Below are 25,027 nucleotides of genomic sequence, written 5' to 3' on the forward strand. Positions count from 1 at the left end.
GCCCACCGAAGTGAGCTTTTCTTTTTCTATTTTAAATCTATTTCGCCTGCTGTTCTGCTGCGCGGCGTTGTTCAGTCACGGACGGCTGATTCGGCAGGGTATCCGTGGTATTGACTTTTAAGCCTCCGCCGAGGGTCTTGTAGACTTCAACCTGATTGTTCAAGTTGGCCTGTTCAAGCAAGAGCAAGCCTTGTTCTGCGGCATAAGAGGCACGCTGTGCATCCAGTACCGTCAGATAGCTGTCAATCCCGGCGCGAAAACGTGCCTGCGACAGGCGATAGGTGGTATTGGTGGCTTCTACTAGACGGCGCTGTGCAGCAATTCGATCACCAATGTTTTGGCGAACTGCTAGCGCATCATTTACTTCACGAAAAGCGGCTTGAATCGACTTTTCGTAATCTGATAATGCAATTTGCTGATCGGTTTCAGAAATCTGGATATTGGCCTGACGGGTACCCCAATCGAAAATTGGAATATCCAGACTTGGGCCAAAGGACCAGCCAAAACTGCCTGATTTAAACAGATCGCCTAAATCGGTCGATGCATAACCTGCTGAACCGGTCAAACTGATGGTCGGGAACAGGCGTGCGCGTGCTGCTGCAATATTGGCACCCGCTGCAGACAGACGATACTCGGCAGCGCGTACATCTGGACGGTTAATCAGCAGATCACTTGGCAAGCCTGCACCCAGTGCCGTATTGGATGTGATGCGGGTTACGCGTTGTGCCGGCAATAAAGTCGCAGGCACTTGCTGACCGACCAGCAGGTTTAACAGGTTTTGTGCCTGTGCCACCTGAGTGCGGTAATTCGCGACATCATTGCGTGCCGTTTCGACGGAAATCTGGGCCTGACGCACAGGAAGTTCGCTGTCGATCCCGACATCAAAACGTTTCTTGTTCAGGTTAAACGATTCAAGCTGTGCTTTTAGCGTTTGTTCAGCCAAAGCCAGATTGGCATTGGCAAATGAATAGCTGAGCCAGGCTTGAGACACCTGACCAATCAGTGCAATTTGCGTCGCATCTCGCGCACTTTGAGTCGCCAGGAAGTTATCCAGTGCATTGTCACTTAAGCTACGTACACGCCCCCAAAAGTCCAGCTCAAATGCGGTTACACCCAGACCTACATTATAGGTGGTTACAGCACCGCGGCTTTGAGGATTGCTACTGCCCGTGTCTTGACGTAACACGCTGCCACTGGCACCAATGGTCGGTAACTGATTGTTTTCAGTAATCTGATACTGTTGCTGGGCGCGTTGAATATTCAGGGCAGCAGTGCGCAGATCACGGTTATTGTTTAATGCCAGATCGAGCACCTGTAACAGGCGCTGATCGGCAAAAAAGTTTTTATAACCTTGTTCTGCTACAGAAGTACCAGACGCATTGGTATAGCTGCTCGGGATATTTGCCTGTGCAACCGGCTCTGGACCACGCATGCTTTGACAGGCTGTCAAAGCAAGCGCAAGGGCAGATACCGCAATGCTACGACCTGTAATAGACCATACATTTTGCATTACGACTTATACTCCTGATTTTGTTGTTTTGGTTTGTATTTAAAGATACTTCGAATCCACACGTAGAATACCGGGATAAAGAAGATACCTAACAAGGTCGAGCTGATCACGCCACCAAGTACACCATAACCGACTGAGTGCTGACTACCTGCACCTGCACCTGAAGCCAGGGCAAGCGGCAATACACCAAAACCAAAGGCCAAAGTGGTCATGATAATTGGACGTAAACGCATTTTCGCCGCATGCAAGGTTGCTTCGAATAAATCTTCACCTTGCTCTTGTAGCTCTTTCGCAAATTCCACGATCAAGATCGCATTTTTCGCAGAAAGACCAATCACGGCAATGATCGCCACCTGGAAGTAAATGTTATTCGACAGGTTCGGGTTTTGCAGCAGCACCATCCCGCCATAAGTCATGAGCAATGCACCGACGATACCCAATGGCACCACCAGCAGAACCGAGAACGGAATCGACCAGCTTTCATACAGGGCTGCCAGGCACAGGAATACGATCAGGAGTGACAGGGCATACAGGAAAGGCGCCTGTGCACCAGATTCACGTTCTTCCAAAGACAGACCGGTCCATTCGAAGTCAAAGCCGGTTAAGCCCATTTCTGGTAACTTCGCCGCAATTTCTTCCATGGCCACCATGGCATCACCCGAACTGATTCCCGGAGCCGGTGTACCTTGAATGTTCATCGACGATACGCCGTTATAACGTTCAAGACGTGGTGAACCATAGGTCCATTCGCCTGTGGCAAAGGCCGAGAAAGGCACCATTTCACCGCGATTATTACGCACATACCACTGGTCCAGATCTTCCGGCATCATACGTGAGCCAGCTTCACCCTGAACATATACCTTCTTGACCCGACCGCGATCAATGAAGTCATTGATGTACGAACCGCCCCAAGCAATACCCATAGTACTGTTAATTTCGGCAACGCTGACACCCAGTGCACCTGCTTGCGCATGATCCACAATGACACGGTACTGAGGAGTATCTTCCTGACCGTTTGGACGTACACCTGCCAGACGCGAATCTTGTGCTGCCATGCCCAGGATTGCATTACGTGCTGCCAGAAGCTGGTCATGACTTTGACCACTTGCAGCCTTGAGCTGTAAGTTGAAGCCAGCCGACACACCCAGTTCAGGCATCGCAGGAAGCTGCAATGGCATGATATAAGAGGCATCTTTGACAATCATGTTCAGCGCCATACCACGTTGAATAATGGCACCGACCTGAGATTCCGGACTGTTACGTTCAGACCAGTCTTTCAGTTTAATAAAGGCCAGACCTGCGTTTTGTCCCACACCGGTAAAGGAGAAACCTGCCACACTAAACACCGACTCGACATGATCTTTCTCGTTTTCCAAGAAATAGTTGGTCATGGTGTTGACCACTTTGTCGGTACGTTCCAGGGTAGCATTTGGCGGTAGCTGAACCAGCGCCATAACCACACCCTGATCTTCATCCGGCAGGAATGAAGACGGCAGTTTCTGGAACAGCAGCACGATAACACCCAGCACTACTGCATAGACAATGCCTGAGAAAATCTTGCTGTGGGTCATGCGATTTACGCCGCCCTGATATTTCACCGCCACATTGTCAAAGCTGCGGTTAAACCAGCGGAAGAAGCGGGCAAAGATACCGTTACTTTGCGGCTTGTTCGGATCATGCTGTTTCAGCAAGGTCGCACACAGGGCAGGGGTAAAGGTTAATGCCACTATCAGCGACAAGACCATTGCTGTGACCAGCGTAATCGAGAACTGACGATAAATAACCCCGGTGGTTCCACCGAAGAATGCCATAGGAACGAATACTGCTGACAGCACCGAGGTAATACCAATCAGTGCGCCAGAAATCTGTTTCATCGACTTTTCAGTCGCAGAAACCGGATCCAGATGCTCTTCCACCATGACCCGTTCTACGTTCTCGACCACAACAATGGCATCATCGACCAGAAGACCGATCGCCAGCACCATGGCAAACATGGTCAGGGTATTAATCGAGAAGCCGAAGACGTTAATCACGGCAAAGGTACCCAATACCACCACTGGAACAGCCATGGTTGGAATGATCGTGGCACGCCAGTTCTGCAAGAACAGGAACATGACCAGGAACACCAGGATAATCGCTTCGATCAGCGTTTTGACTACGCTCTTGATCGACAGTTCAATAAATGGTGTTGTATCAAAGGCCAGTTGATCGACCATGCCTTGCGGATAGTTCGGACGTAACTGTTCTAAGCGTTCTTCAACCGCTTTTGCTGTATCAAGCGCGTTAGCACCTGTGGCAAGTTTAATTGCCACACCACCAGCCGGTTTGCCATTAAATTTCGAATCAAACTGATAGTTATCTGCACCGAGTTCCACCCGTGCAACATCACCCAGACGAACTTGCGCGCCCGAAGTGGTATTTTTTAGGAAGATATTGCTGAACTGTTCCGGAGTTTGTAACAGGCTTTGAGCCGTTACGGTCGCATTCAGCACTTGACCTTCAACTGCAGGAGCACCACCAAGCTGACCCACCGCAACCTGTGCGTTCTGGGTGCGAATTGCAGTCGCAATATCGCTCGGTGTTACTTGCAGGCTGGCCATTTTGGCCGGATCTAGCCAGATGCGCATCGCATAAGAGCCACCAAAGACCTGAACTTCACCAACCCCGGCCACACGGCTTAAAGGTTCAGAAATATTCGAGTTGACATAGTCTTTGATGTCATCGGCGGTCAGGCTGCCATCAGGTGAATAGAAAGCCAATACCTGAAGGAAGCTGGCACCGGATTTGGTGACACGCACACCCTGACGCTGTACATCTTCGGGAAGAAGTGCAGTGGCAGACTGTAATTTGTTCTGAACCTGAACCTGTGCGATATCAGGATCAACACCCTGGTCAAAGTTCAAGGAAATAGAAGAAGAACCGTTACCCGCACTGTTAGACGAAATATAACGTAAGCCATCCATACCGTTCATCTGCTGCTCGATGATCTGGGTCACTGTATTTTCAACAGTTTCAGCAGATGCACCTGGATAAGTCGCAGAAATGGTCACGGTTGGCGGAGCAATCGTTGGATATTGTGCAATTGGCATTTTGCTGATGGTTAAAATACCGGCCAGCATGATAACCAATGCAATCACCCATGCAAAAATCGGGCGATGAATAAAGAATTGAGCCATGAACCATTACTCCTTATGCATTTGCAGCAGGTTTTTGTTCAGGTTGTTCTTTCTTTGCATCATCTGCCTTTTTCTCGCTTGCTGCAGGCTGTTGCGGTGCAGCACCTTGTGGCGCAGCAGCTTGAGGTTGATAAGGTTTAGCTACAACTTGCTGTTCAGGTTTCACTTTTGCAATCCCGTCCACAATCACTTTATCACCTGGATTCAGACCTTCAGTCACAATCCAGTTGTTGCCTTGAGAGCCGGTGGTCGTGACTGGACGTGGTGCTACTTTACCATCAGCACCGACCAGCATCGCCATTGCCTGACCTGTTGGAGTACGGGTCAACGCCGCTTGTGGGATCAGGAAGGCATTGGGCACTTCACCCTGTACGATTTGCGCAGTCGCAAACATACCTGGCAGGAGTAAATGGTTTTTGTTCGGGAATACCGCACGTAAAGTCACCGTACCTGTTTCCGGATTTACGCTGGCATCCGAAAATGCAAGACGGCCTTCAATCGGGTAGATGCTGCCATCTTCAAGCTTTAACTTCACTTTAGTGTTGTTTGAGCTATTCAAATCGCCTTTGTTGAGCTGCTGACGTAAACGTAAAAGCTCAGCACTGGACTGGTTGATATCCACATAAATTGGATCTAAACGCTGAATGGTAACCAATGGCTCTGGTTGATTCGCCGTCACTAATGCACCCGCAGTCACAGAGGAACGGTTGGTCTGGCCCGAGATCGGTGCACGTACAGTCGAATAGCCCAAGTTAATTTCGGCATTACGCAAGGTGGCACGGTTGGCATTCAGATCGGCTTCAGCCAGTTTGACCTGTGCCACGATGTCATCATATTCTTGTTTAGAAATGGCATTGGTTCCAACCAGCTGGCGGTAACGGCCTTCCTTCACACGTAATACACCCAGATTGGCTTCAGCACGGGCAATTGCTGCACGAGCATTATCCACGGTCGCACGGTTGGTGCTTGAATCGATTTCGTACAGAGCCTGACCTTCACGCACATAACTGCCTTCAGTGAACAAGCGTTTAAGCACCACACCACTGGCTTGCGGACGTACTTCTGAAATTTCAAATGCTGTTGTACGACCCGAGAGCTCTACAGACTGCTCTACACTTTGTGGTTGTGCAACAAGAACACCGACTTCAGTCGGTGGCATCTGTTGTTGAGCACCAGCTTGCTGGCCCTCTTTTGGATCTTTGCTACAACCAACAAGTGCAAGACTTGTTGCTAATGCGCAAGCAGTCAGGGCAGGTGCCCAAAGCTTTGCAGACATCATTGTTTCACCTCTATTAGATCTTTATCTAAATTTTCTTATTTGTGCGCCGCGCAATATCTGATCCAGACCATATACCACAACGAAATCCAAATAAAACTGATACTCCAGCCGGATATGACATCTGAAGGAAAATGTACGCCTAGATAAACTCTTGAAATCCCCATCATCAGCATCCATAAGCCTGCACCGATCATGATGATGGTAAAGCGAGAATGTTGCCGATACATGTAAATTGCCAGACAAGCCAGACATGCCGCATACAGACTATGCGCACTTGGAAAGGAACTTCCAAAACTTTCAACCAGATGCAAGGACTCTGGTGGTCGGGGTCGGGCAATTGCAAACTTTAACAGCCAAGCTAGGAGTATTCCTCCGATAATTCCGATACATATAAAAATTACGCTTGTATGCTTTTTATACCACAGCAAGGCAATACACCATAGTGTGGATAAAAATAATACAAATGGCATGCCACCTATCACTGATAAGGACAGAGTAATTCGATTCCAAAACTCGGTGCGATACAGACTCATCCTTTCCACTGCGTGCAAATCAAGCTTGCTTAAAGCAGGGATATTCAGGATGAACACACTGAAAATTAAAAATAAAATACCGACAAAAAGTAACAAGTAATGCATGCCAAAAATCCTTGTCCCTTTAACCGTTCGCAGATCGGTTAATTGTCTGGAGTAGAAGTGTACTTGTCAGTACACTTTTTTTCAAGTGTGCGTATTTTATGCGAATTCCATTTTTTTAGTAAGGAATTTGTTGCTAAATATACTGTAATTGTCGCAGTTTTAAGATTTCGTCGATGTATGATTTTCGTCAATTTCAATGCTTTGCTTGGGGGGCCAGAAGAAATCACTTGGCCGGGTCAGGAAGTGAGTCATGACCAGTTTTGCCAACGGTTTCCACTGTTCAAAACGTACCCGTCGTGCACGTAAGGCCACAATAATGGTCAAACTGAAACTGACAAATAAGTTGGTCAGGCCAATCAACAACACACCGAGGAAAGACACCACAATCAAGCCAATATCCGGGCCATTAATATTGATCAGGCCCTGAATAAAGTTGGCCGAGGCAAAGGCAATATGACGGATATCGAGCGGCAACCCCAGAATAAAACCAATGGTGCCCATACTGCCGAGCATGATGCCAAACATGAAATTACCTGCCAGCGCTCCCAGATTACGTTCAATATAATCTGCAAACCGGTACAGCCGTTCCTGTCCCATCAATTGCGATAAACGTATATGGGCTTTCAGGCGGGGGCCTACCTTGCGGTAGACGGCCATGTTGTCAAAATAACCGGCCAATAACCCGGACAGGAACAGACATACCCCGGCAATTGCAGCATGCGGAATTGCCAAAGAGGTAAAGGGATTCAGGTCATGTAAGGTTTTGGTTGCCTTGGCATGATTCATTAAGGGTTCATGCAGAGCAACGTCCCACATTAAGGTAATCAATGCCGCCACCGGAATGGCAATCGAAATATTGCCCAGAATTGCCACAAACTGGGTACGGATAATATTCACAATCAGCGCGGCCAGCTCGGCAATTTGCGCCATTTTTGAGCCTTTGCGTTGCTGGACTGTGGCCGCCAGTGCAGCGGCTGTCATCGCTGGCTGTTTGGTCGCCACGGTAAAATGCAGCACATGGATCAGCATAAAACCCAGCGAATAATTCATGCTATAGCTAAAGGCCTGCATGAGAGGCGCCATGCTCAGGCGTGTCATCAGGATTTTCAGGGTGGCCATTGTTGCGATAATGGCACCTGCACCGGCGGCCGATTTGTACATGGCCAGAAAGCCTTTTTTGTCAGTACTGACATAGTGCTCGCCGGTTTTACTAGCATTCTCAGTCACCTGCAAGGCCAGGAGTTCACTGTTGGTCGCCAGCAGGGCACGTACACTGCGTTCGCTATAAATCGCTTCAGTGATATCTGCAATAAACAGGCCGATGGACTGGTAGCGCAGGTCATCCTCGTCCATGACCATGTTGAGCAGGATTTCAACCCGCTCCAGACACTGCTCCAGCAGTGCCAGCATATAGGTCAGACTCACGCTGACCCCAATCCGTTTGGTAGAGCGGCGAATTTTTGCCACGACATCATGACACTGTTCCAGCATCACCAGTGCTTGCGAAGCATCTGGCGGGGTGATCGAATCGACCAGCGTGACCGTGTTATAGCGTTTTTTGTATTCCTGAATAAATTCGTTAATCTCACGGTTCTGCACCAGAAAAGGAGATTCATATTCCATCAGTTCCGGCTGTGCATTAATAAATTCAGGATGCAGACCAATACCACTGATCCGATACGACAAAATGGTCAGTGCCTTGATCAGTTGATCTTTAATGCGGGTCTTTTCAGGCTGATTGGAGTGACCCTGATTGAGAACTGAAAATAAGCGTTGCCAGTCATCTTCATCAAAATAGTCGAGCCAGTATTTATCGGTCGGCTGATAAAAAACCTTGCGAAATAATTCTTGTAATTGCTGATGATCCGGAATAACTGGCAGGATATGCGCGCCAATACGCTGATTGAGCTGATTCCAGAAACCATCCAGAGACAAAATACCGGTATCGGAAAACAGACTGGTCTGTTTATAACGGTTAATGATCCGCAGGGTAAATGTCTGTAATGCTGAAACTGCATTCGGCGTCAATAATAAAGCCTGGATAAATGCATTGAACTTTGCTTCGATTTCTTCGGTATTTCTGCTGTCTTCCGGTCTGATTCTTTCAATCAGTTCAATGAGAAGATTTTCATCCAGCACCGCCTGAGGTTGCTCAAGCTGATGCTGCATGTTTTGGAAAAGATCAAGAAAATTAATATGCATAGGCGAGTTTAAAGATTACTGAATTCGGTGTAGGGCCAGTTTGGCCAGATTAATCAGAGCTTGACGATACTCAGAGTCAGGTAATGCCTGCAGGGCATGAATGGCGGTTTCCGTTTCTTCAGTCGCACGTTGACGGCAATAGTCCAGTGCCCCAGATGCATTGACAATTTGAATGACTTGATCGAGATGTTCTGTACCGCCAGTGGCAATACTGCGACGGATAATTTCATGCTGCTCACCGGAGGTATTTTTTAGCGCAGCAATCAATGGCAGGGTAGGTTTGCCTTCCATCAGGTCATCACCGATATTTTTGCCGAGGGTTTCTGCATCGGAGGTGTAATCTAGAATGTCATCAATAATCTGGAAGGCATTGCCGAAATGACCGGCGAAAGTTTTTAAAGGCTCACGGAATTCATCTTTACCCGACAGAATCGCTGCGCCTTCTGTCGCCAGTTCAAACAGGCGCGACGTTTTACCATGAATAATATTTAAATAAGTCGCTTCACTGGTTTCTGGCTGGTGCTGGGATTGCAATTGCAGCACTTCACCTTCAGCAATTTCACAGGTGCCGGTCGAGAAATCTTTCAGCAAGACCATATTGTTTAAATCGACCAGCAGATCAAATGCACGTGAAATCAGGAAGTCACCGACCAGAACAGCAGTCTGGTTATTCCATGTCGCATTGGCAGTCGGACGGCCACGACGCAGGCCAGATTCATCGACCACATCATCATGCACCAGCGTCGCCGTATGCAGCATTTCAATAATCGCGGCCAGCTTGCGATGCGGTTCTAAATCTTCAGCACCACAGGCCTTGGCAGCCAGAAGACACATAATCGGGCGCATGCGTTTGCCACCCGCTTCGACCACATGTTTGCTGACGGCCATCACCAGTGCAACTTTTGAAGTAATTCCTTCATTAATGAATGTGTCCATCGCAGCAAAGTCGTTAGCAACAGGAGCGAGAATGTCTTGCTTAAAGTCGATGGTCATGTGAAAGAAAACCTCTAGTCTGGTAAATCGCAGGTCGTAGTTTAACAATTTATAACATGAGTGAAACCTAAGAAATGCATAAACTCCACTAAAAATCAGCTTTTTATAGATCTTATTCAGATTCGATCTATATTCTGCGCTACAAAAAATCAGGAAAGGTCAGCGATGTCGCCCTCTTCATCAGGCTGAGTATATTAATCAAACTGGCCGAATTTCTGCTGTATTATTTTGTTGCTGAATATATCTTGAGTGTCTGATTTGATAGAAATTATTTAAGTGTTAAATAATTAGCACATACTCGCCATTATTATTTCAGTAAAATGGCTTGTTGTTTTTTTGAATATCCCTTAAAATCCTCGCCCTTAGATATCCCCCAGTGGCGTACGTCTTAAGATCGATATCTTCCTTTATCGGCACGACGACACGGGCTTGTTTGGAGTACATTATGTACGCAGTAATCCAAAGCGGTGGTAAACAACACCGTGTAATCGAGGGTGAAACCCTTAAAGTAGAATTATTGAAAGCTGAAACTGGCTCAACTATTACGTTTGATGACGTATTGATGCTTGTAAACGGTGAAAGCATTCAAATCGGTGCTCCAGTTGTTGCTGGCGCTACTGTAACTGCTGAAGTAGTTAGCCATGGTCGTCACGACAAAATCCGCATTATCAAAATGCGTCGTCGTAAACACTACCGTAAACAACAAGGTCACCGTCAATGGTTCACTGAGTTGAAAATTACAGCTATTTCAGGCTAATTACGAGGAGTAAATAGACATGGCAACTAAAAAAGCCGGTGGTTCGACTAAAAACGGTCGTGATTCGAATCCTAAAATGTTAGGTGTTAAAATGTACGGCGGTCAATCTGTGACTGCTGGTAACATTATCGTTCGTCAACGTGGTACTGAATTCCACGCTGGTCAAAACGTAGGTATGGGCCGTGACCATACTTTGTTTGCGACTGCTGACGGCGTAATCAAATTCGAAGTGAAAGGCCAATTCGGTCGTCGCTACGTATCTGTTGAAGCGTAATTCGCTGAGATAGAAAAAAGCCCACAGTTTCTGTGGGCTTTTTTATGCCTGAAAATCGACTGTAATGAACGCCTGATCCAGCTTATGTAAAAAAATGGCTGAAATCTTCATCATGATGAACAAAAAAATAGATTTCGAATTAATAACCATACAAAAGTTCTTATTTTCTATCATTTTAGCTTTTAATTTTCGTTTAAGATGAGACATCAAATAAATTGCGATGACACAAAATATAAAGGTGAAATTATGAATATGCTTCGTAAAACCGTCTGTGCTATGGCTCTGGGTGCAGTGACTTTAGCACCGGTGATGAGTACAACCGTGTTTGCTGCACCTGTGGCAGCGTCGGAGCAACAGGCAACTGCCAGTCTGGTGAAGCAGCTGAATTATGTGCGTAGCATGACGGCAAATTTTGAGCAAAGCACCAAGGTGACCAATCCGAGAGCAACCCAGAAAAAAGGCTTGAGCGCACAACATATGAATCAAACCTTTAAAGGGGTGATGAAAGTCGAGCGTCCGGGTAAATTCTATTGGGAAACGACCGCACCATCGAAGCAAACCATTACAACGACTGGTAAAACAGTATGGATTTATGATCCGGATTTGCAGCAAGCGGTTCGTCAAAATCTGGATGAGCAAGTTGCCAATACACCGGCTTTGCTTCTGTCAGGAAATACCAGTCAGATTATGCAGTCTTACCGGGTCACTCAGCCGAATAAGGGGAAAACCTATTACACACTGTATCCTAAAAATACCGATGGTGTCTTTGAGAGCCTGACCATCAGTTTTGGTGCAAACAAGGCACCTAGCTTGATGATCTTGCAGGATTCACTTGGCCAAACTACAAATATTAAGTTTAGTAATGTGAAAGTGAATAGCAGTATTCCGGCTTCTACCTTTAACTTTACCCCGCCAAAAGGTACAGACATTATTGATCAATAATCAGAAGTATCAAGTAAACCAAAGAGCAACCGATTCAGGTTGCTTTTTTATTGCCGATTATCATGATTGTTTTGAGCAGGCTACAAGGTTCAGCTATATCTAGACAAGAGAGCATCTTAAAATAAATAAAAGTCGAGTCAATGAAATTGCAAAATTTTGGGAGCTCAGGATGAAGATCAATCTGTTTAAAACTGCTGAAATTTATGCTGTCTTATTAATCACTGTATATATGTTGGGCTGTCAGCCGCCATCCAATTCAGTTGTTACCCAAACAGATCCGTGGGTGCAGATTGAAGCCAAGAGTATTCCCGTCAAAGGGGTGGCCAAAGTGGTGTGTGAAATAGAAGGCTGTGTACGCTTTGAGCTTCATACGGTGGATACCAACCTCGACTGGATTGATCAATATTTTATAGCGCGTATTCGGGATACCGAGCCGGTTGCATTCACCAAAGTGACTCAGAAAAATCCTAAAAAAGCCGATGAGCCCTATTATCTGGATCAGCGTTTTATCAAGGTAGTATTTATCGCTCAGCGTGATCATCTGGCGACTTTTGCCTTAATAAGTTCCAATCTGGTGAAGAATCAAACTGCATCAAGTGAACATGTGGAATATATCAATTTTGATCTGAAACAGAAAAAGCGTCTGGCTTTGCATCAATTGATGTTAAAGGGCGGTGAGCAGAAACTACTCAATGTGATATATCGAACCAATACTCGATGGCTACGCACACAGGGGATACAAGCACAGCAGTTAAAACTGAGTGATAACTATTATTTTGACAGGTCGGGTCTGGTGTTGGTGTACCCGGCAGGTGAATTAACTTCTAAAGCAGCAGGAACGCCTGAATTAAAAGTGTCCTATGCAGATTTGGGTGAAGTGATTTGGCCTGAATATTTAGCCATTTTACAGTCCAAGACTTCCTAAATATTGTGCTAATAAGGCACAGCTGGGGTCGTAGTCACTGTATTTTTTGACGTTAAGAGCTTACACTATAGCCAGTTTTTTTCTTCTGCAAAGATTGATTATGATCGACCCGAAATTACTCAGAAACAATATTGAGGCTGTAAATTTGGCCTTGGCAAAACGTGGTGTTCAACTCAATGTTGAAGAGTGGGCCTCCCTAGAAGCGCGCCGTAAAGAAATTCAGTCCAAGACAGAAACACTGCAAGCTGAACGTAATGCCGGTGCAAAACAAGTCGGTCAAATTAAAAAGGCAGGCGGTGATGCTTCTGAAATCATGACACGCATGTCTGCGATTGGTGATGAAATCAAAGCGGCTGAAGCAGCATTGGCTGAACTGCAAGCGGAGCTTGAAGAAAAATTACTGTCTATTCCAAACTTGCCAGATGAAGCTGTGCCTGAAGGCAAAGACGAAAGCGATAACGTGGAAATCCTGAAATGGGGTACACCACGTGAATTCGATTTTGAGATCAAAGACCATACTGACCTCGGTGAAATGATGGGCGGTCTGGAATTTGAAACCGCAACCAAATTAACCGGTTCTCGTTTCAGTGTTTTGAAAGGCCCATTGGCGCGTTTACAACGTGCATTGACACAGTTCATGCTGAATACGCATACAGACCAGAATGGTTATACTGAAGCTTATGTACCGTATTTGGTGAATGCGGATTCATTACGTGGCACAGGTCAGTTGCCTAAATTTGAAGAAGATCTGTTTAAACTTCAAGGCGAAAAAGAATTCTATTTAATTCCAACTGCTGAAGTGCCAGTGACTAACTTCGTGCGTGATGAAATCATTGATGCAGATCGTCTGCCATTAAAATATGCAGCACATACCCCATGTTTCCGTAGTGAAGCAGGGTCTTATGGCCGTGATACCCGTGGCCTGATTCGTCAGCACCAGTTCGACAAAGTGGAAATGGTTCAGATTGTTAAACCTGAAACGTCTATGCAGGCACTGGAAGATTTAACCGGCCATGCTGAAGGTATCTTGCAAGCATTAGGTCTGCCATACCGTAAGATCATCCTTTGTGGCGGTGATATGGGCTTTGGCGCGACCAAGACTTATGATCTTGAAGTTTGGGTGCCAAGCCAGAATACTTATCGTGAAATATCTTCATGTTCAAACATGGGTGACTTCCAGGCGCGTCGTATGAAAGCGCGTTACCGTGCCGACCAGAAAAAAACTGAATTTGTACATACCTTGAATGGTTCGGGTCTGGCGGTTGGTCGTACCTTGCTTGCAGTGATGGAAAACTATCAGCGTGCAGACGGTTCGATTGAGATTCCTGAAGTATTGCGTCCATATATGGGTGGTGCGACTTATATCGACTAATGCTTGATATCAGCATCGCTAAATGTGCATGAAAATTGCATAGACAATCAGATTTAAAATTTTGAGGTAGTTCGTGGATATCTTTCCAATCTCGTTAAAGTTGCAACAGCAACCTTGTCTGATTGTCGGTGGTGGACATATTGCCTACCGTAAAGCGGTATTATTAGCAAAAGCCGGAGCAGTGATTCATGTCATTGCCCCTAAAATTGATGCCAATTTACTTGGGATTGTTCAGCAGTCTCAAGGGCAATATGATCAGGCACCATTCAGTATACAGATTCCTTTGCGCCATTATCGTTTAGTGATTGCAGCAACAGATGATGCTGATGTGAATCGTCAGGTTTTCGAGCTGTGCGAAGCTGAAAATGTACTGGTCAACAGTGTCGATGATCCACCACATTGCCGTTTTATGGTACCTGCGATTATTGACCGCTCACCGCTGGTGATTTCGGTGGCATCGAATGGCACGTCGCCGGTGTTGTCACGCCAGATTCGGACTCAACTGGAAGCAACGATTCCACATGGCATGGGCAAGCTGGCTGAGTTTTCAGGCAAATGGCGCAGTCACGTTAAAGCAAAAATTGTCAATCCGGATCAGCGCCGTATTTTCTGGGAAGATCTGTACGCCAGTCCGCTGAAAGAACAGGTGTTTAATGACAATATGGCTGAAGCAGATCGTCTGATCGAGCAAGCATTACAAGAGTGGCAACAGCCGAAAGGTGAAGTCTATCTGGTGGGTGCTGGTCCAGGTGATCCAGAACTGTTGACCCTGAAAGCGTTAAGGTTGATGCAGCAAGCCGATGTGGTGATTTATGATCGTTTGGTGTCTGAACCGATTATGGATCTGTGTCGCCGTGATGCGGAAAAAATCTATGTTGGTAAGGCGCGTTCCAATCATGCAGTTCCACAAGATGGGATTAATGCTTTATTGGTCAAATATGCCAGTGAAGGCAAGCGAGTTTGTCGTCTGAAAGGCGGTGATCCTTTCATCTTTGGGCGTGGCGGCGAAGAAATTGAAGAACTGTTTGCGGCAGGTATTACTTTTCAGGTGGTGCCGGGTATTACCGCAGCTTCAGGTTGTTCCGCCTATGCCGGTATTCCATTAACGCATCGGGATTATGCACAAAGTGTGCGTTTCCTGACAGGTCATTTAAAAGAAGGTTCGCCTGAATTGCCTTGGCGTGAGCTGGTCTATGAAAACCAGACCTTGGTGCTGTATATGGGACTGGTGGGACTGGAAAGAATCTGTGCGCAATTAATAGCCCATGGTCAACGCGCAGATATGCCGGTGGCACTGGTCTCTAAAGGCACGACTCCTGAACAGAAAGTTGTAGTAGGAACGCTTGCAGATATTGCATCCAAAGTGTCCGAACATCAGATTCAGGCACCGACTTTGACCATTATTGGTGAAGTGGTTCGCTTGCGTGAACAACTGCAATGGCATGAGCGAGGATAAGCAAAGCACTGCTTTGCCCGAGTGCAAGACGAAGGCTATGCCTGAGTAAGAGGATAAGCAAAAGTTGTTTCTTGGTTTGACCGCAAGACGAAGGCCATGCCTGAGTAAGAGGATAAGCAAAGCACTGCTTTGCCCGAGCGCAAGACGAAGGCTATGCCTGAGTAAGAGGATAAGCAAAAGTTGTCTCTTGGTTTGACCGTCAGACGAAGGCTATGCCTGAGTAAGAGGATAAGCAAAAGTTGTTTCTTGGTTTGACCGCAAGACGAAGGCTGTGCCTGAGTAAGAGGATAAGCAAAAGTTGTTTCTTGGTTTGACCGCAAGACGAAGGCTATGCCTGAGTAAGAGGATAGCAATAGTTGATACTCTTTGTCTGAATGCAAGACGAAAATTACACCTGAATAAAAGGATATGACGATTAATCTCATGGTCCGAATACAGGAAAAAGCTGTATCTAGATAACAGCACTGATGTTGCTGTTTGATCTATAAGTTGAAAGCTATATCTGAATGAAATGTATAAAGTGAGAAATAAGTGATCCACGTTGTTTTATATGAGCCCGAAATTCCTGCAAATACAGGCAATATTATTCGTCTGTGTGCCAATACGGGAGCGCAGTTGCATCTGGTCAAGCCACTGGGTTTTGAACTGGATGATAAAAAACTGAGACGTGCCGGTCTGGATTATCACGAATATGCACGTATGCAGATTTGGGACACTATCGAAGACTGTCTGGCCGATCTGGCAAGCAAAGGCATTGCTCTGGATGCGGTCTATCCACTGACCACCAAAGGGACTGAAACGCCACATACCTCGGACTTGAACCGTCCTGTGGCATTGTTGATGGGGCCGGAAACGCGTGGTCTGCCTGAACATGTTCGGATGATGTTCCCGCAGCAGCACTGGATTCGTTTACCGATGGCAGAGAACTCTCGTAGTTTAAACCTTTCGAATGCCACGGCAGTGATTGTATATGAAGCCTGGCGTCAGCAGGGTTTTAAAGCGCTCTAAGCTTAAATTTACAATAATTTGAAAAGCTGCCTTTAGGTGGCTTTTTTATTTGCTAGGATAGAGAGAGACAACTGATTGGAATAAGAAGGATATACGCGTGAAGCCGATATTAAAATTTGCCTTGGCCTGTTGTATTGGAATGACTGCTTTACACCTCGGTGCGCAAGAAGCAAGTGATGTAATGGGGGAAACGCAACAAGTTCAGCCAATTACGCAAGCGGAAATACAGCAAGGATTGGCTGACATGCAAAAACGCTTGGATGCGCGGATCGATAACTGGGGACAGAGTCTGAATTCCGATGATTTTGAATGGACTTGGCGTGGACGTAAATTGAAGCAGACCAAACGTCAGGAAGTTTGTGATATTTTTCAGGATGTGGTAAATGAAATGTATCAGCTGGCGGTCAAGAATAAAGCCAGACTAAATCCGGAAGAGCAAAAATTATTGTCGAATAGAAGTCTGTTCATTGAAAAACTGGGCTATGAAAATAATCGGGTCAATACCCAAATGGGTTTTGATTGTCGTTTATCCTAAGTAAAATCAAAAACATAAAAAAGGCGCTTAAAGCGCCTTTTTTATTTGAACCGGAACGATATTATTTATCGTCAAATTCGTTGTGCTGAGGTGCAGGATGCTTGAAACCTTTGGTTTTATAACCCAGGTACAAGATACCGCCAAATGCCCAGATCAGACCATATTTCAATGAGGTTTGATCAACTTCGAGCCATAAGGCAAATACTGCAATGAAACCTGCAAGTGGTACCACCACAAAGTTCAGAATTTCTTTCGCAGTTTTGGTACGACCATCACGTAAAGCATAGCGTGAAATGACAGACAAGTTTACGAAACTGAACGCCGTCAATGCACCGAAACTGATCAGTGAAATCACAAAATCAAGATCCATGAAGCCAGCTGTTAAGGCTACAGCACCGACAATCATAATGTTGTATGACGGTGTGTAGTTTTTCGGACTGATATGACCAAAGATTTTCTTGTTGATCACGCCATCACGGCCCATGACGTACATTAAGCGAGATACACCTGCATGTGCAGAAATCCCTGATGCCATGACGGTAATGATTGCAAAACCAAGTACATAAGCCTGGAACAAGGACCCACCCACCAGCATCAAAATTTCCGGCTGAGTTTCAGCAATATTCTGGAAATATGAACCTGGATTGTTCGGGAAGTAAATCTGCATGAAGTAAGTGCTGATAATGAAAATAATACCGGCAATTAAAGCGGTCAAGAAAATCGCTTTAGGCAAAGTTTTTTCAGTATCTTTGGTTTCTTCAGCCAGCGAGCTTAAAGAGTCAAAACCAGTGAAAGAGAAGCACAGTAAAGTCGCACCAGTAATCAGGGCGCCTACTGACGTTAATTCATTCCAGAACGGTTCCAGACTCCAGAGCTGATAGCGTTGCTCAGCTGTGATTGGACCATCTGCATTAAAGCCAGCCTGTAACTTGCTGTAGACCATCCAGGTAAATACGGCAATGACAATCAACTGCACGAACACGATCATACTGTTGAAGTTCGCTACAAAGCGCGCACCACGTAAATTGATGCCAGTCATGAATGCAGTCAATACCACGACCCAAACCCAATGATTGATATCAGGGAACAGGGCTTCTAGGTAAATGACGGCAAGAATGATGTTGACCATTGGCGACAATAAATAATCGAGCCAAGATGACCATCCCACCATGAAACCCACATTCGGGTGAATGGATTTTTGCGCATAGGTATAGGCCGAACCCGAAGAAGGGTAGCGACGAATCATATGACCATAGCTCAAAGAGGTTAACAAAATTGCAATCAGTGCAAAAATGTAAGAGGTGGGAACGTGGAAGTTACTTTCTTCAGATACCAGACCGAATGTATCAAACAAGGTCATGGGTTGAATATAAGCCAAACCAATAATAATGATGTGCCAGAGTCCCAGCGTTTTTTGCAGTTTAGCTGCCGATTGAGTCCCAGAGATATTAGTCAACGGCGTTATCCTCTTAATCGTTGATCAAGGATCAGTCATATTTATAAGGATCGTTTGAGACGAACGATCCCCCCCTACAGTTTTCTATAAAAGCCCGCCAATCTACTTGAAAAGAAGGGCTTTTGCTAGCTATTTTTTTGACTTTTGAGGTGCATAAAGTATGCCATTCAAATTAGCGCAATGATTTCTTTATGCAAGATAAAAGCCTGATGTCTAAAAAAACATCAGGCTTTAATTTTCGCTATATTGGCTTATTTTTCAGTAATTACCAAGCCTTTTTTAAGATAGATTTTAAATCTTCCAAGGTGGCTTCTTTCGGGTTATAAATGATGGAACCATCGTTCAGGGCTTTCTCTGCCACTTCATCCAGCTGCGCTTCAGAAATCTTGCCGGTTTCACGTAATGTACGTGGCAGTTTGGTCAGACTATAAATCCGATCTCGCATGGTCAGAATAGTGGCAATGGTTTTGTCTGCACGTAAATGTGCTGGTGTTTGCGCATAAATATCGGCACCTGCCAAAGGTAGTAACAGATCAGCAATCTTGTCACCATTGACCTCTTTGTTGTATTCCAGCACATACGGCAGGAACAGGTTCATACATAAACCATGCGGCAAGTGCACCACTGCACCCAGTGAATGACCGAGTGAATGCACAATCCCGACCATCGAGTTAGAAAATGCAATACCGGCCATGGTCGATGCTTGAGCCAGTTCCAGACGGCCTTGCGCATCATTGGGATTATCCAGCACATTGAATAGATGGCTACTGATCTTCTTGACTGCTGCGGTGGCATAAGCATCTGAGATTGGATTGGCTGCCATGCAAGTATAAGCTTCGACCGCATGGGTCAGTGCATCCATTGCGGTCATGGCGGTTAAATGCGGCGGCAAAGTCTGGGTCATGCGCGGATCTAAAATCGCAGCATGCGGCATCAAATAATATGATGCGAAAGGCATTTTAACATTCTTCTCAGTATCTGAGACGACGGCCACCATGGTGACTTCTGAGCCTGTCCCCGAAGTTGTTGGAATCACAAAAAATGGCTTCAGCGGCTTAGGCAGGTTGTGGGCACCAGAATATTTAAGCAAGTCATCACCCCCTTCAGACACCAGAATATTGGTGGCCTTGGACGTATCAATGACTGAACCACCGCCTACAGCAATGATCGCATCACAGTGATTTTCACGATACAGTTTTGCCGCACTACGTACTGTACCTAAGCTAGAGTCGGGGGGGACGTCATCAAAAATGGCTACAATTGCAGCATCTGCCATTTCAAATGCCGCTTCAATCGGTGCCAGCAGATTATTGGCGCGTACACCTTTGTCGGTAATGATCAGCGGACGTTTTGCGCCTAAGGTCGCAAGTTCAAACGGAATATGTTCTAACGCGGCATGTCCGGCAATGACTTTAACCGGACAGAAAAATTCATAATAAGGTTTAGCCATGTTATACACTCCGTTTTAAATAAGATTGAGCGATTTTTAGATAAATACTGCTCGCTTCGCTTAGTTTTTCTTTGAGGCTGAGATTGCTTGGATATTCTTTGACAGCCAGTTGCGCCACCAGTTTAGGCAAAATCAGTGCTTCCATTTTATTTAGACAACGCACCAGACGAATGGCATTGGAAATATCGCCATCGGCAATCATGCGGTCATTGGCAAAGGCTTGAGAGGTGCTTTCCTGAAAGGAAAAAACTAAAAAAGCATGGTGCAGATGTTTAAAGGTAATAGTCAGATCAGGTGCTTTTTCCAGATTTTTCACCAGTTCCAATTGCTTGTCCTCAGTGACCCGCGCCACAAAGGCTGGGCCATGCGGAAAGACTTTCATGGAAAGAGTGAAATGGACTGGAAATTGAGCAACTTCCTGTTTGATTTCTTCATCCACCTGGCTTGCCATGACCAGACCGCGGCCAATCACATCCATCATGAGTTTGACATAGGCAAGCTGCAAAGCGGGTTTTACGGATTTAGTTGCAATCACGTGATGATCCCTATCTCAATATTATTGGTTTAGAGTAAATACTCTAATTTATTTGGGGGTGAAATGCAAAGGCTTTATCTTTGCTCGACAGTGACTTGATTAAAGTAACCGCTGTGGCGCAAAGTTTCAATAATTTCACGACATAACTGGTTGAATTGTGGCGGTTGTTCCAGTAGGTCGCTCATGCGAACCATTTCCAGTCCCGCATAACCACAAGGGTTGATGGTATTAAATCCGCTCAGGTCACAATCCAGATTTAAGGAAAGACCATGATAGCTACGGCCTTTACGAATTTTAAAACCCAGTGAACCAATTTTTCGTTCAGCCACATAGACCCCCGGTGCATCGGGTTTGGCATAAGCATCAATGCCGTATTTTTTCAGCAGATCGATCATCAGGTTTTCAGCATAGGACACCAGTGTACGCACATTCCAGCCCAGGCGATTCAGGTCAAACATGAAGTAGGCCACCAGTTGGCCGGGGCCGTGCCAGGTCACTTGACCACCACGATCGGTTTGAATTACCGGGATATTGCTCGGTATCAGAATATGTTCTGGCTTACCGGCCTGACCTTGAGTCAATACATCCTGATGTTGCAGAATCCACAGCTGATCCGGACTATATTCATCACGGTTTTCCGTAAATGTTTTCATTTCCAGAAAGCGATCTTCATAAGGAGTAAGGTCGTGATATTGACGAATGATCAGCTCGGGCTTTTGCAGCACATCAGTCACAGGGAGTGTCCTTGGTAATTATAAAAAACTGGTCATAATTATAATGATTTCGGCATGAAATAGGGGCGAGACCTACAATATTTAAGCGCTAGCTCAGTCATTGTACAGGCATAAAAAACACGCCCGAAAGCGTGTCTTTTGTATTTTTGATTACAGTGCGGTTTTAATCAGCGGACAGGCGGCCAAATCTGCATATACTGCATGTACCTGCTCCAGTTCCAAAAAGCGCAGTTGTGCGGTAATGGAATGATATTTGCCAGTACGCGACGGTGTGATGGTCATCTCACTGCCATCAAATTCAGGAAAATGTTTTACAAAGATATCATTTACGGCCTGACGCAGTTCAATGCCAGCAAGGCCAATCAGTTTAATCGGATAATCCATAGGGAAAACCCAAAGATGTTCTTGAAGTTCACGAGATGGTGTACGGTCTAACATGGTAGTCCCCCTGATTTGAAACGCCTGCAATCATGCAGGCGTTTGGGTCTGTCTTGGCTACTTAAGTGGAGACTGATGATTAAATTTCAAGTCTCCAGAATAAGCATCAAATCTTAATCATTCTCGAGGAATGAACGTAAGTGTTCTGAACGTGATGGATGGCGAAGCTTGCGTAACGCTTTAGCTTCAATCTGACGAATACGTTCACGTGTCACATCAAACTGTTTGCCCACTTCTTCCAAGGTGTGGTCGGTCGGCATGTCGATACCAAAACGCATTTTCAGAACTTTGGCTTCACGTTCAGTCAGGTTTTCCAGAACTTCGCGTGTCGCTTCTTTCAGGCCTTCTGAAGTCGCAGCATCAATTGGTGACGTGATGTTGCTGTCTTCAATGAAGTCACCCAGATGCGAATCTTCATCATCACCGATCGGTGTTTCCATCGAAATCGGTTCTTTGGCGATTTTTAGCACTTTACGTACTTTGACTTCGTCCATTTCCAGACGTTCGCCCAACTCTTCAGGTGTCGGTTCACGCCCCATTTCTTGAAGAAGCTGACGCGATACACGATTGATCTTGTTGATGGTCTCGATCATGTGCACCGGAATACGAATGGTACGTGCCTGATCGGCGATTGAACGGGTGATCGCCTGACGAATCCACCAGGTTGCATAAGTCGAGAATTTATAACCACGACGATATTCAAACTTGTCTACCGCTTTCATCAAGCCAATGTTACCTTCTTGAATCAGATCCAGGAACTGCAAGCCACGGTTGGTGTATTTTTTCGCAATTGAAATCACCAGACGCAAGTTGGCTTCGACCATTTCTTTCTTGGCGCGACGTGCCTTAGCTTCACCAACGGCCATGCGTTTGGCAATGTCTTTAATGCCTTTAACATCAAGACCCAACTCTTTTTCAATATCGGCAATCTTTTGCTGGAAGGCCAATACATCGGGACGTACTTTTTCCAGATAGGCTTTCTGGTCTGCAGGTGTTTTCGCGATCTGTTCATCTAACCAAGCTGGATTCGATTCCTGTCCCGGGAAAGAAGTACGGAACTGGGTACGATCCATACGACCACGGCGCACGGCATAACGCATCACTTCACGTTCTGCACCACGGATCTGGTCATGCGTACCACGAATCATTTCTGAAATGATATCGAATAGACGCGGCGTGAATTTGAACATCATGAATACGGTCGCCAGTGCTTCCAGCGCAGCTTCAGATTCTTCACTGTCACGACCATGTTTTTCGATGGCTGTTTTGGTATTCAACCATGCATTTTCAAGTTCAGTGAAGCGCGCTTTGGCAATTTCAGGATCTGGACCAGAATCAGCTTCTGAATCATCTTCAGTTTCAGCTTCTTCCTCTTCATCATCGTCCAGTTTTACATCCTTGGTCGATTTTTTCGAGTCAGTCTTGTCTTCAGCGATCTCGACTTCTTCTTCGAGTACTTCAGGAATTTCTTCGTCTGATTCAGGATCTAAATAACCCGATAACAGGTCAGCAAGACGGCGTTCGCCCGCTTCATAATCTTTATATTCTTGGAGTACAACTTCTACCGCATTGGGCCAGTAAGCAATCGAGTGCAAAACATCACGAATACCTTCTTCGATGCGCTTTGCAATGCTAATTTCGCCTTCACGGGTTAAAAGCTCAACGGTACCCATTTCACGCATATACATACGCACAGGGTCAGTTGTACGACCTGGCTCATTTTCTACAGAGGCCAGTACGGCTGCAGCTTCTTCTTCTGCAACTTCATCGGCAGCTTCTGTAGTATCTTCGAACATCGTATCATCAGATTCAGGCGCGCGATCATGTACAGGAATACCCACGTCATTCAGCATCTGAATGATATCTTCAATCTGCTCGCTTTCTGTGATGGAGTCCGGCAGATGATCGTTAACCTCAGCGAAGGTTAAGTAACCTTGTTCTTTGCCTCGGCTAATCAGAGCCGCTACTTGTGAAGTAGGGGAAGTCATATCGCTCATCTTTTGCTTACTCTTCGTTGAATCTGTGACAGGAAAAACCGTACAACTTATGCACGATTTAAGCTCATTAAATTTAGTGAATAGCCTACGTATTTCATCAGAGTATTCAGCGTTCAAGCTGTCTGATAAAATATTTAAAATGAAATTCAGTAATTTAAGATGGGGATGAATTTGTTATTTTCAAGTCCAACCCCGGCATCTGTGTATTTGACCAAAAAATGTGTAGTCAAAAAACATAAGGACGCAGGGTGGATTATATCATGTCACACAATGTCCTTAAAAAAAAGCCCTATTTACAACTTTAAAATACGAAAATTTAAATAAAACTTGACTTGTGGTTTTAGGCAAGATAAATAGCGCTAAAACCATTTACATTTTTCACTATGAGGAAGTTTTAGTGTCTTCTACAGATTTTGAACTAGATGATAGCTTCGGTGAGGATGATGTTAATTTCGATGAAGCTTCCAGCAAGCTGAGCGCTAAAGAGTCGTTGGAAAAACGTCGTCTGATTGATGACTTACTTTCACAACGTCGCTTGGAACGCGAACTCAAAGATTTTGACTATGACTTCGACGATGATGACGATTTTGATGACGAAGATTAACGAATTCGGATTTAGCATGGCCTGAATAAATGCTATGCTAAACCTTTCGGTTTTCTAAGTTTGGATGTTAGATGAGTGCTTTAGATTTAGACCTGTTGAGTGAATATCTAGATGGTGACCAAAATGAACATGGTCTAGATTTCGCAGCAACCCATGGTTTCTTATGTGCTATTGCAGTAGGCCCAAAATTCGACAAATGGTTAGACGAGCTTTTTGATAGCAATCAAAAGAAAGTGCCTGCAGAAATCATCACACAGGTACAAGCATGGTTAGAGTCTATCCGTCAAAGCTTAGCCAATGAAGAAGGGATTACATTCCCATTTGAAATTGAAGAAGCAGACACCGAATCAAGCTTGGGTGACTGGAGTGTGGGCTTTGTCGATGCCATGTTCCTGAACGAAGAAGCTTGGTTTACTGAAGAATTTGAAGAACAGCTGGTAGATTTAACTCTGCCAATCATGGTCTTCAGCGGCATTGATGATGAAGATCCGCAAATGGAAACTTTCCGTCGCAATGGCCAGTTAATGGACGAACTTGCAGAAGAAATTCCAGACAACTTAAATGAATTGTATCTGATGTATCACACTCCAGAATAATTCATAAAAAAAGCACCGCACGGCATTGCTGTCCCACAATTTTTCACAAGAGGAAGCTCATTTGAGCTTCCTCTTGTTTTATGGGTATTTTATCGGGTGAAAATAAAGCTTTTAAAGTTCTTCTTTCAAACAAATTCACTTGAATTATTC

22 protein-coding genes are annotated in these 25,027 nt (G+C 45.4%); 10 read left to right on the top strand and 12 right to left on the bottom strand.

Translation table 11 applies throughout. The annotated features are described in order from the left end of the window. Positions 1-37: 37 nt before the first annotated feature. The 6 genes from adeK to sdsA form a co-directional block, all read right to left on the bottom strand. A complete protein-coding gene (gene adeK / locus FTU45_RS09080; protein WP_005097784.1) occupies positions 38-1,510 on the bottom strand; it encodes a multidrug efflux RND transporter AdeIJK outer membrane channel subunit AdeK in 1,473 nt (490 codons plus the stop codon). Further along, the gene (locus FTU45_RS09085) at positions 1,510-4,686 is read right to left on the bottom strand and encodes an efflux RND transporter permease subunit (RefSeq protein WP_005097783.1); all 3,177 of its coding nucleotides are present in this window, start codon (positions 4,684-4,686) and stop codon (positions 1,510-1,512) included. Before FTU45_RS09085 ends, adeK begins: the two co-directional genes overlap by 1 nt. 13 nt (positions 4,687-4,699) lie before the next feature. Then, the gene (locus FTU45_RS09090; protein ID WP_034608437.1) at positions 4,700-5,965 is read right to left on the bottom strand and encodes an efflux RND transporter periplasmic adaptor subunit; all 1,266 of its coding nucleotides are present in this window, start codon (positions 5,963-5,965) and stop codon (positions 4,700-4,702) included. 35 nt (positions 5,966-6,000) lie between these two features. Next, positions 6,001-6,603, bottom strand: coding sequence for a phosphatase PAP2 family protein (locus FTU45_RS09095; protein ID WP_074383416.1), 603 nt, complete (start codon positions 6,601-6,603; stop codon positions 6,001-6,003). A 159-nt stretch (positions 6,604-6,762) separates the two neighbouring features. After that, a complete protein-coding gene (locus FTU45_RS09100) occupies positions 6,763-8,805 on the bottom strand; it encodes a site-specific recombinase (protein WP_034608441.1) in 2,043 nt (680 codons plus the stop codon). A gap of 15 nt (positions 8,806-8,820) precedes the next feature. Continuing rightward, the gene (gene sdsA, locus FTU45_RS09105; RefSeq protein WP_005097778.1) at positions 8,821-9,798 is read right to left on the bottom strand and encodes an All-trans-nonaprenyl-diphosphate synthase; all 978 of its coding nucleotides are present in this window, start codon (positions 9,796-9,798) and stop codon (positions 8,821-8,823) included. Between the two features lie 445 nt (positions 9,799-10,243). Here sdsA and rplU point away from each other — a divergent pair, with 445 nt between their 5' ends. From rplU to FTU45_RS09145, 8 genes are all read left to right on the top strand, one after another. After that, a complete protein-coding gene (gene rplU / locus FTU45_RS09110; protein WP_005097776.1) occupies positions 10,244-10,555 on the top strand; it encodes a 50S ribosomal protein L21 in 312 nt (103 codons plus the stop codon). A gap of 19 nt (positions 10,556-10,574) precedes the next feature. After that, positions 10,575-10,829: a 50S ribosomal protein L27 gene (rpmA, locus tag FTU45_RS09115; RefSeq protein ID WP_005097774.1), complete on the top strand. Its 255-nt coding sequence runs from the start codon at positions 10,575-10,577 to the stop codon at positions 10,827-10,829. Between the two features lie 246 nt (positions 10,830-11,075). Next, a complete protein-coding gene (gene lolA / locus FTU45_RS09120; RefSeq protein ID WP_005169792.1) occupies positions 11,076-11,771 on the top strand; it encodes an outer membrane lipoprotein chaperone LolA in 696 nt (231 codons plus the stop codon). A 169-nt stretch (positions 11,772-11,940) separates the two neighbouring features. After that, positions 11,941-12,696 (top strand): DUF3298 domain-containing protein, encoded by a 756-nt coding sequence (locus tag FTU45_RS09125; RefSeq protein WP_180076302.1) that lies wholly within the window; start codon positions 11,941-11,943, stop codon positions 12,694-12,696. Between the two features lie 100 nt (positions 12,697-12,796). Then, the gene (serS, locus tag FTU45_RS09130) at positions 12,797-14,068 is read left to right on the top strand and encodes a serine--tRNA ligase (protein ID WP_005097768.1); all 1,272 of its coding nucleotides are present in this window, start codon (positions 12,797-12,799) and stop codon (positions 14,066-14,068) included. Positions 14,069-14,141: 73 nt separating this feature from the next. Next, a complete protein-coding gene (cysG, locus tag FTU45_RS09135) occupies positions 14,142-15,524 on the top strand; it encodes a siroheme synthase CysG (RefSeq protein WP_074383414.1) in 1,383 nt (460 codons plus the stop codon). A 531-nt stretch (positions 15,525-16,055) separates the two neighbouring features. Then, positions 16,056-16,532 carry a tRNA (cytidine(34)-2'-O)-methyltransferase gene (locus FTU45_RS09140; RefSeq protein WP_005097765.1) on the top strand — a complete coding sequence of 159 codons (477 nt, stop codon included), beginning with the start codon at positions 16,056-16,058 and terminating at the stop codon, positions 16,530-16,532. A gap of 139 nt (positions 16,533-16,671) precedes the next feature. Next, positions 16,672-17,067, top strand: coding sequence for a hypothetical protein (locus FTU45_RS09145; protein ID WP_218944851.1), 396 nt, complete (start codon positions 16,672-16,674; stop codon positions 17,065-17,067). Between the two features lie 61 nt (positions 17,068-17,128). Here FTU45_RS09145 and FTU45_RS09150 read toward each other — a convergent pair whose 3' ends face one another. From FTU45_RS09150 to rpoD, 6 genes are all read right to left on the bottom strand, one after another. Further along, positions 17,129-18,523, bottom strand: a complete 1,395-nt coding sequence (locus tag FTU45_RS09150) for an APC family permease (RefSeq protein ID WP_005097762.1) — start codon at positions 18,521-18,523, stop codon at positions 17,129-17,131. 265 nt (positions 18,524-18,788) lie between these two features. After that, complete coding sequence (locus tag FTU45_RS09155; protein ID WP_005097761.1) at positions 18,789-19,973, bottom strand: iron-containing alcohol dehydrogenase; 1,185 nt, start codon at positions 19,971-19,973, stop codon at positions 18,789-18,791. A gap of 1 nt (position 19,974) precedes the next feature. Continuing rightward, positions 19,975-20,508, bottom strand: a complete 534-nt coding sequence (locus FTU45_RS09160; RefSeq protein ID WP_005097759.1) for a hypothetical protein — start codon at positions 20,506-20,508, stop codon at positions 19,975-19,977. Positions 20,509-20,582: 74 nt separating this feature from the next. Beyond that, positions 20,583-21,242: a lipoyl(octanoyl) transferase LipB gene (lipB, locus tag FTU45_RS09165; protein ID WP_005097758.1), complete on the bottom strand. Its 660-nt coding sequence runs from the start codon at positions 21,240-21,242 to the stop codon at positions 20,583-20,585. A 150-nt stretch (positions 21,243-21,392) separates the two neighbouring features. Continuing rightward, positions 21,393-21,680 (bottom strand): YbeD family protein, encoded by a 288-nt coding sequence (locus FTU45_RS09170; RefSeq protein ID WP_005169807.1) that lies wholly within the window; start codon positions 21,678-21,680, stop codon positions 21,393-21,395. 113 nt (positions 21,681-21,793) lie between these two features. Beyond that, complete coding sequence (rpoD, locus tag FTU45_RS09175) at positions 21,794-23,728, bottom strand: RNA polymerase sigma factor RpoD (RefSeq protein ID WP_225554192.1); 1,935 nt, start codon at positions 23,726-23,728, stop codon at positions 21,794-21,796. Between the two features lie 346 nt (positions 23,729-24,074). Here rpoD and FTU45_RS09180 point away from each other — a divergent pair, with 346 nt between their 5' ends. After that, complete coding sequence (locus tag FTU45_RS09180) at positions 24,075-24,281, top strand: PA3496 family putative envelope integrity protein (RefSeq protein WP_005169810.1); 207 nt, start codon at positions 24,075-24,077, stop codon at positions 24,279-24,281. A gap of 71 nt (positions 24,282-24,352) precedes the next feature. Continuing rightward, positions 24,353-24,877 carry a YecA family protein gene (locus FTU45_RS09185; protein ID WP_005169813.1) on the top strand — a complete coding sequence of 175 codons (525 nt, stop codon included), beginning with the start codon at positions 24,353-24,355 and terminating at the stop codon, positions 24,875-24,877. The last annotated feature ends 150 nt before the right edge of the window (positions 24,878-25,027 follow it).

Origin of the sequence: Acinetobacter sp. YH12106 (assembly GCF_013418995.1) — a bacterium.
Lineage (GTDB): Bacteria > Pseudomonadota > Gammaproteobacteria > Pseudomonadales > Moraxellaceae > Acinetobacter > Acinetobacter pseudolwoffii.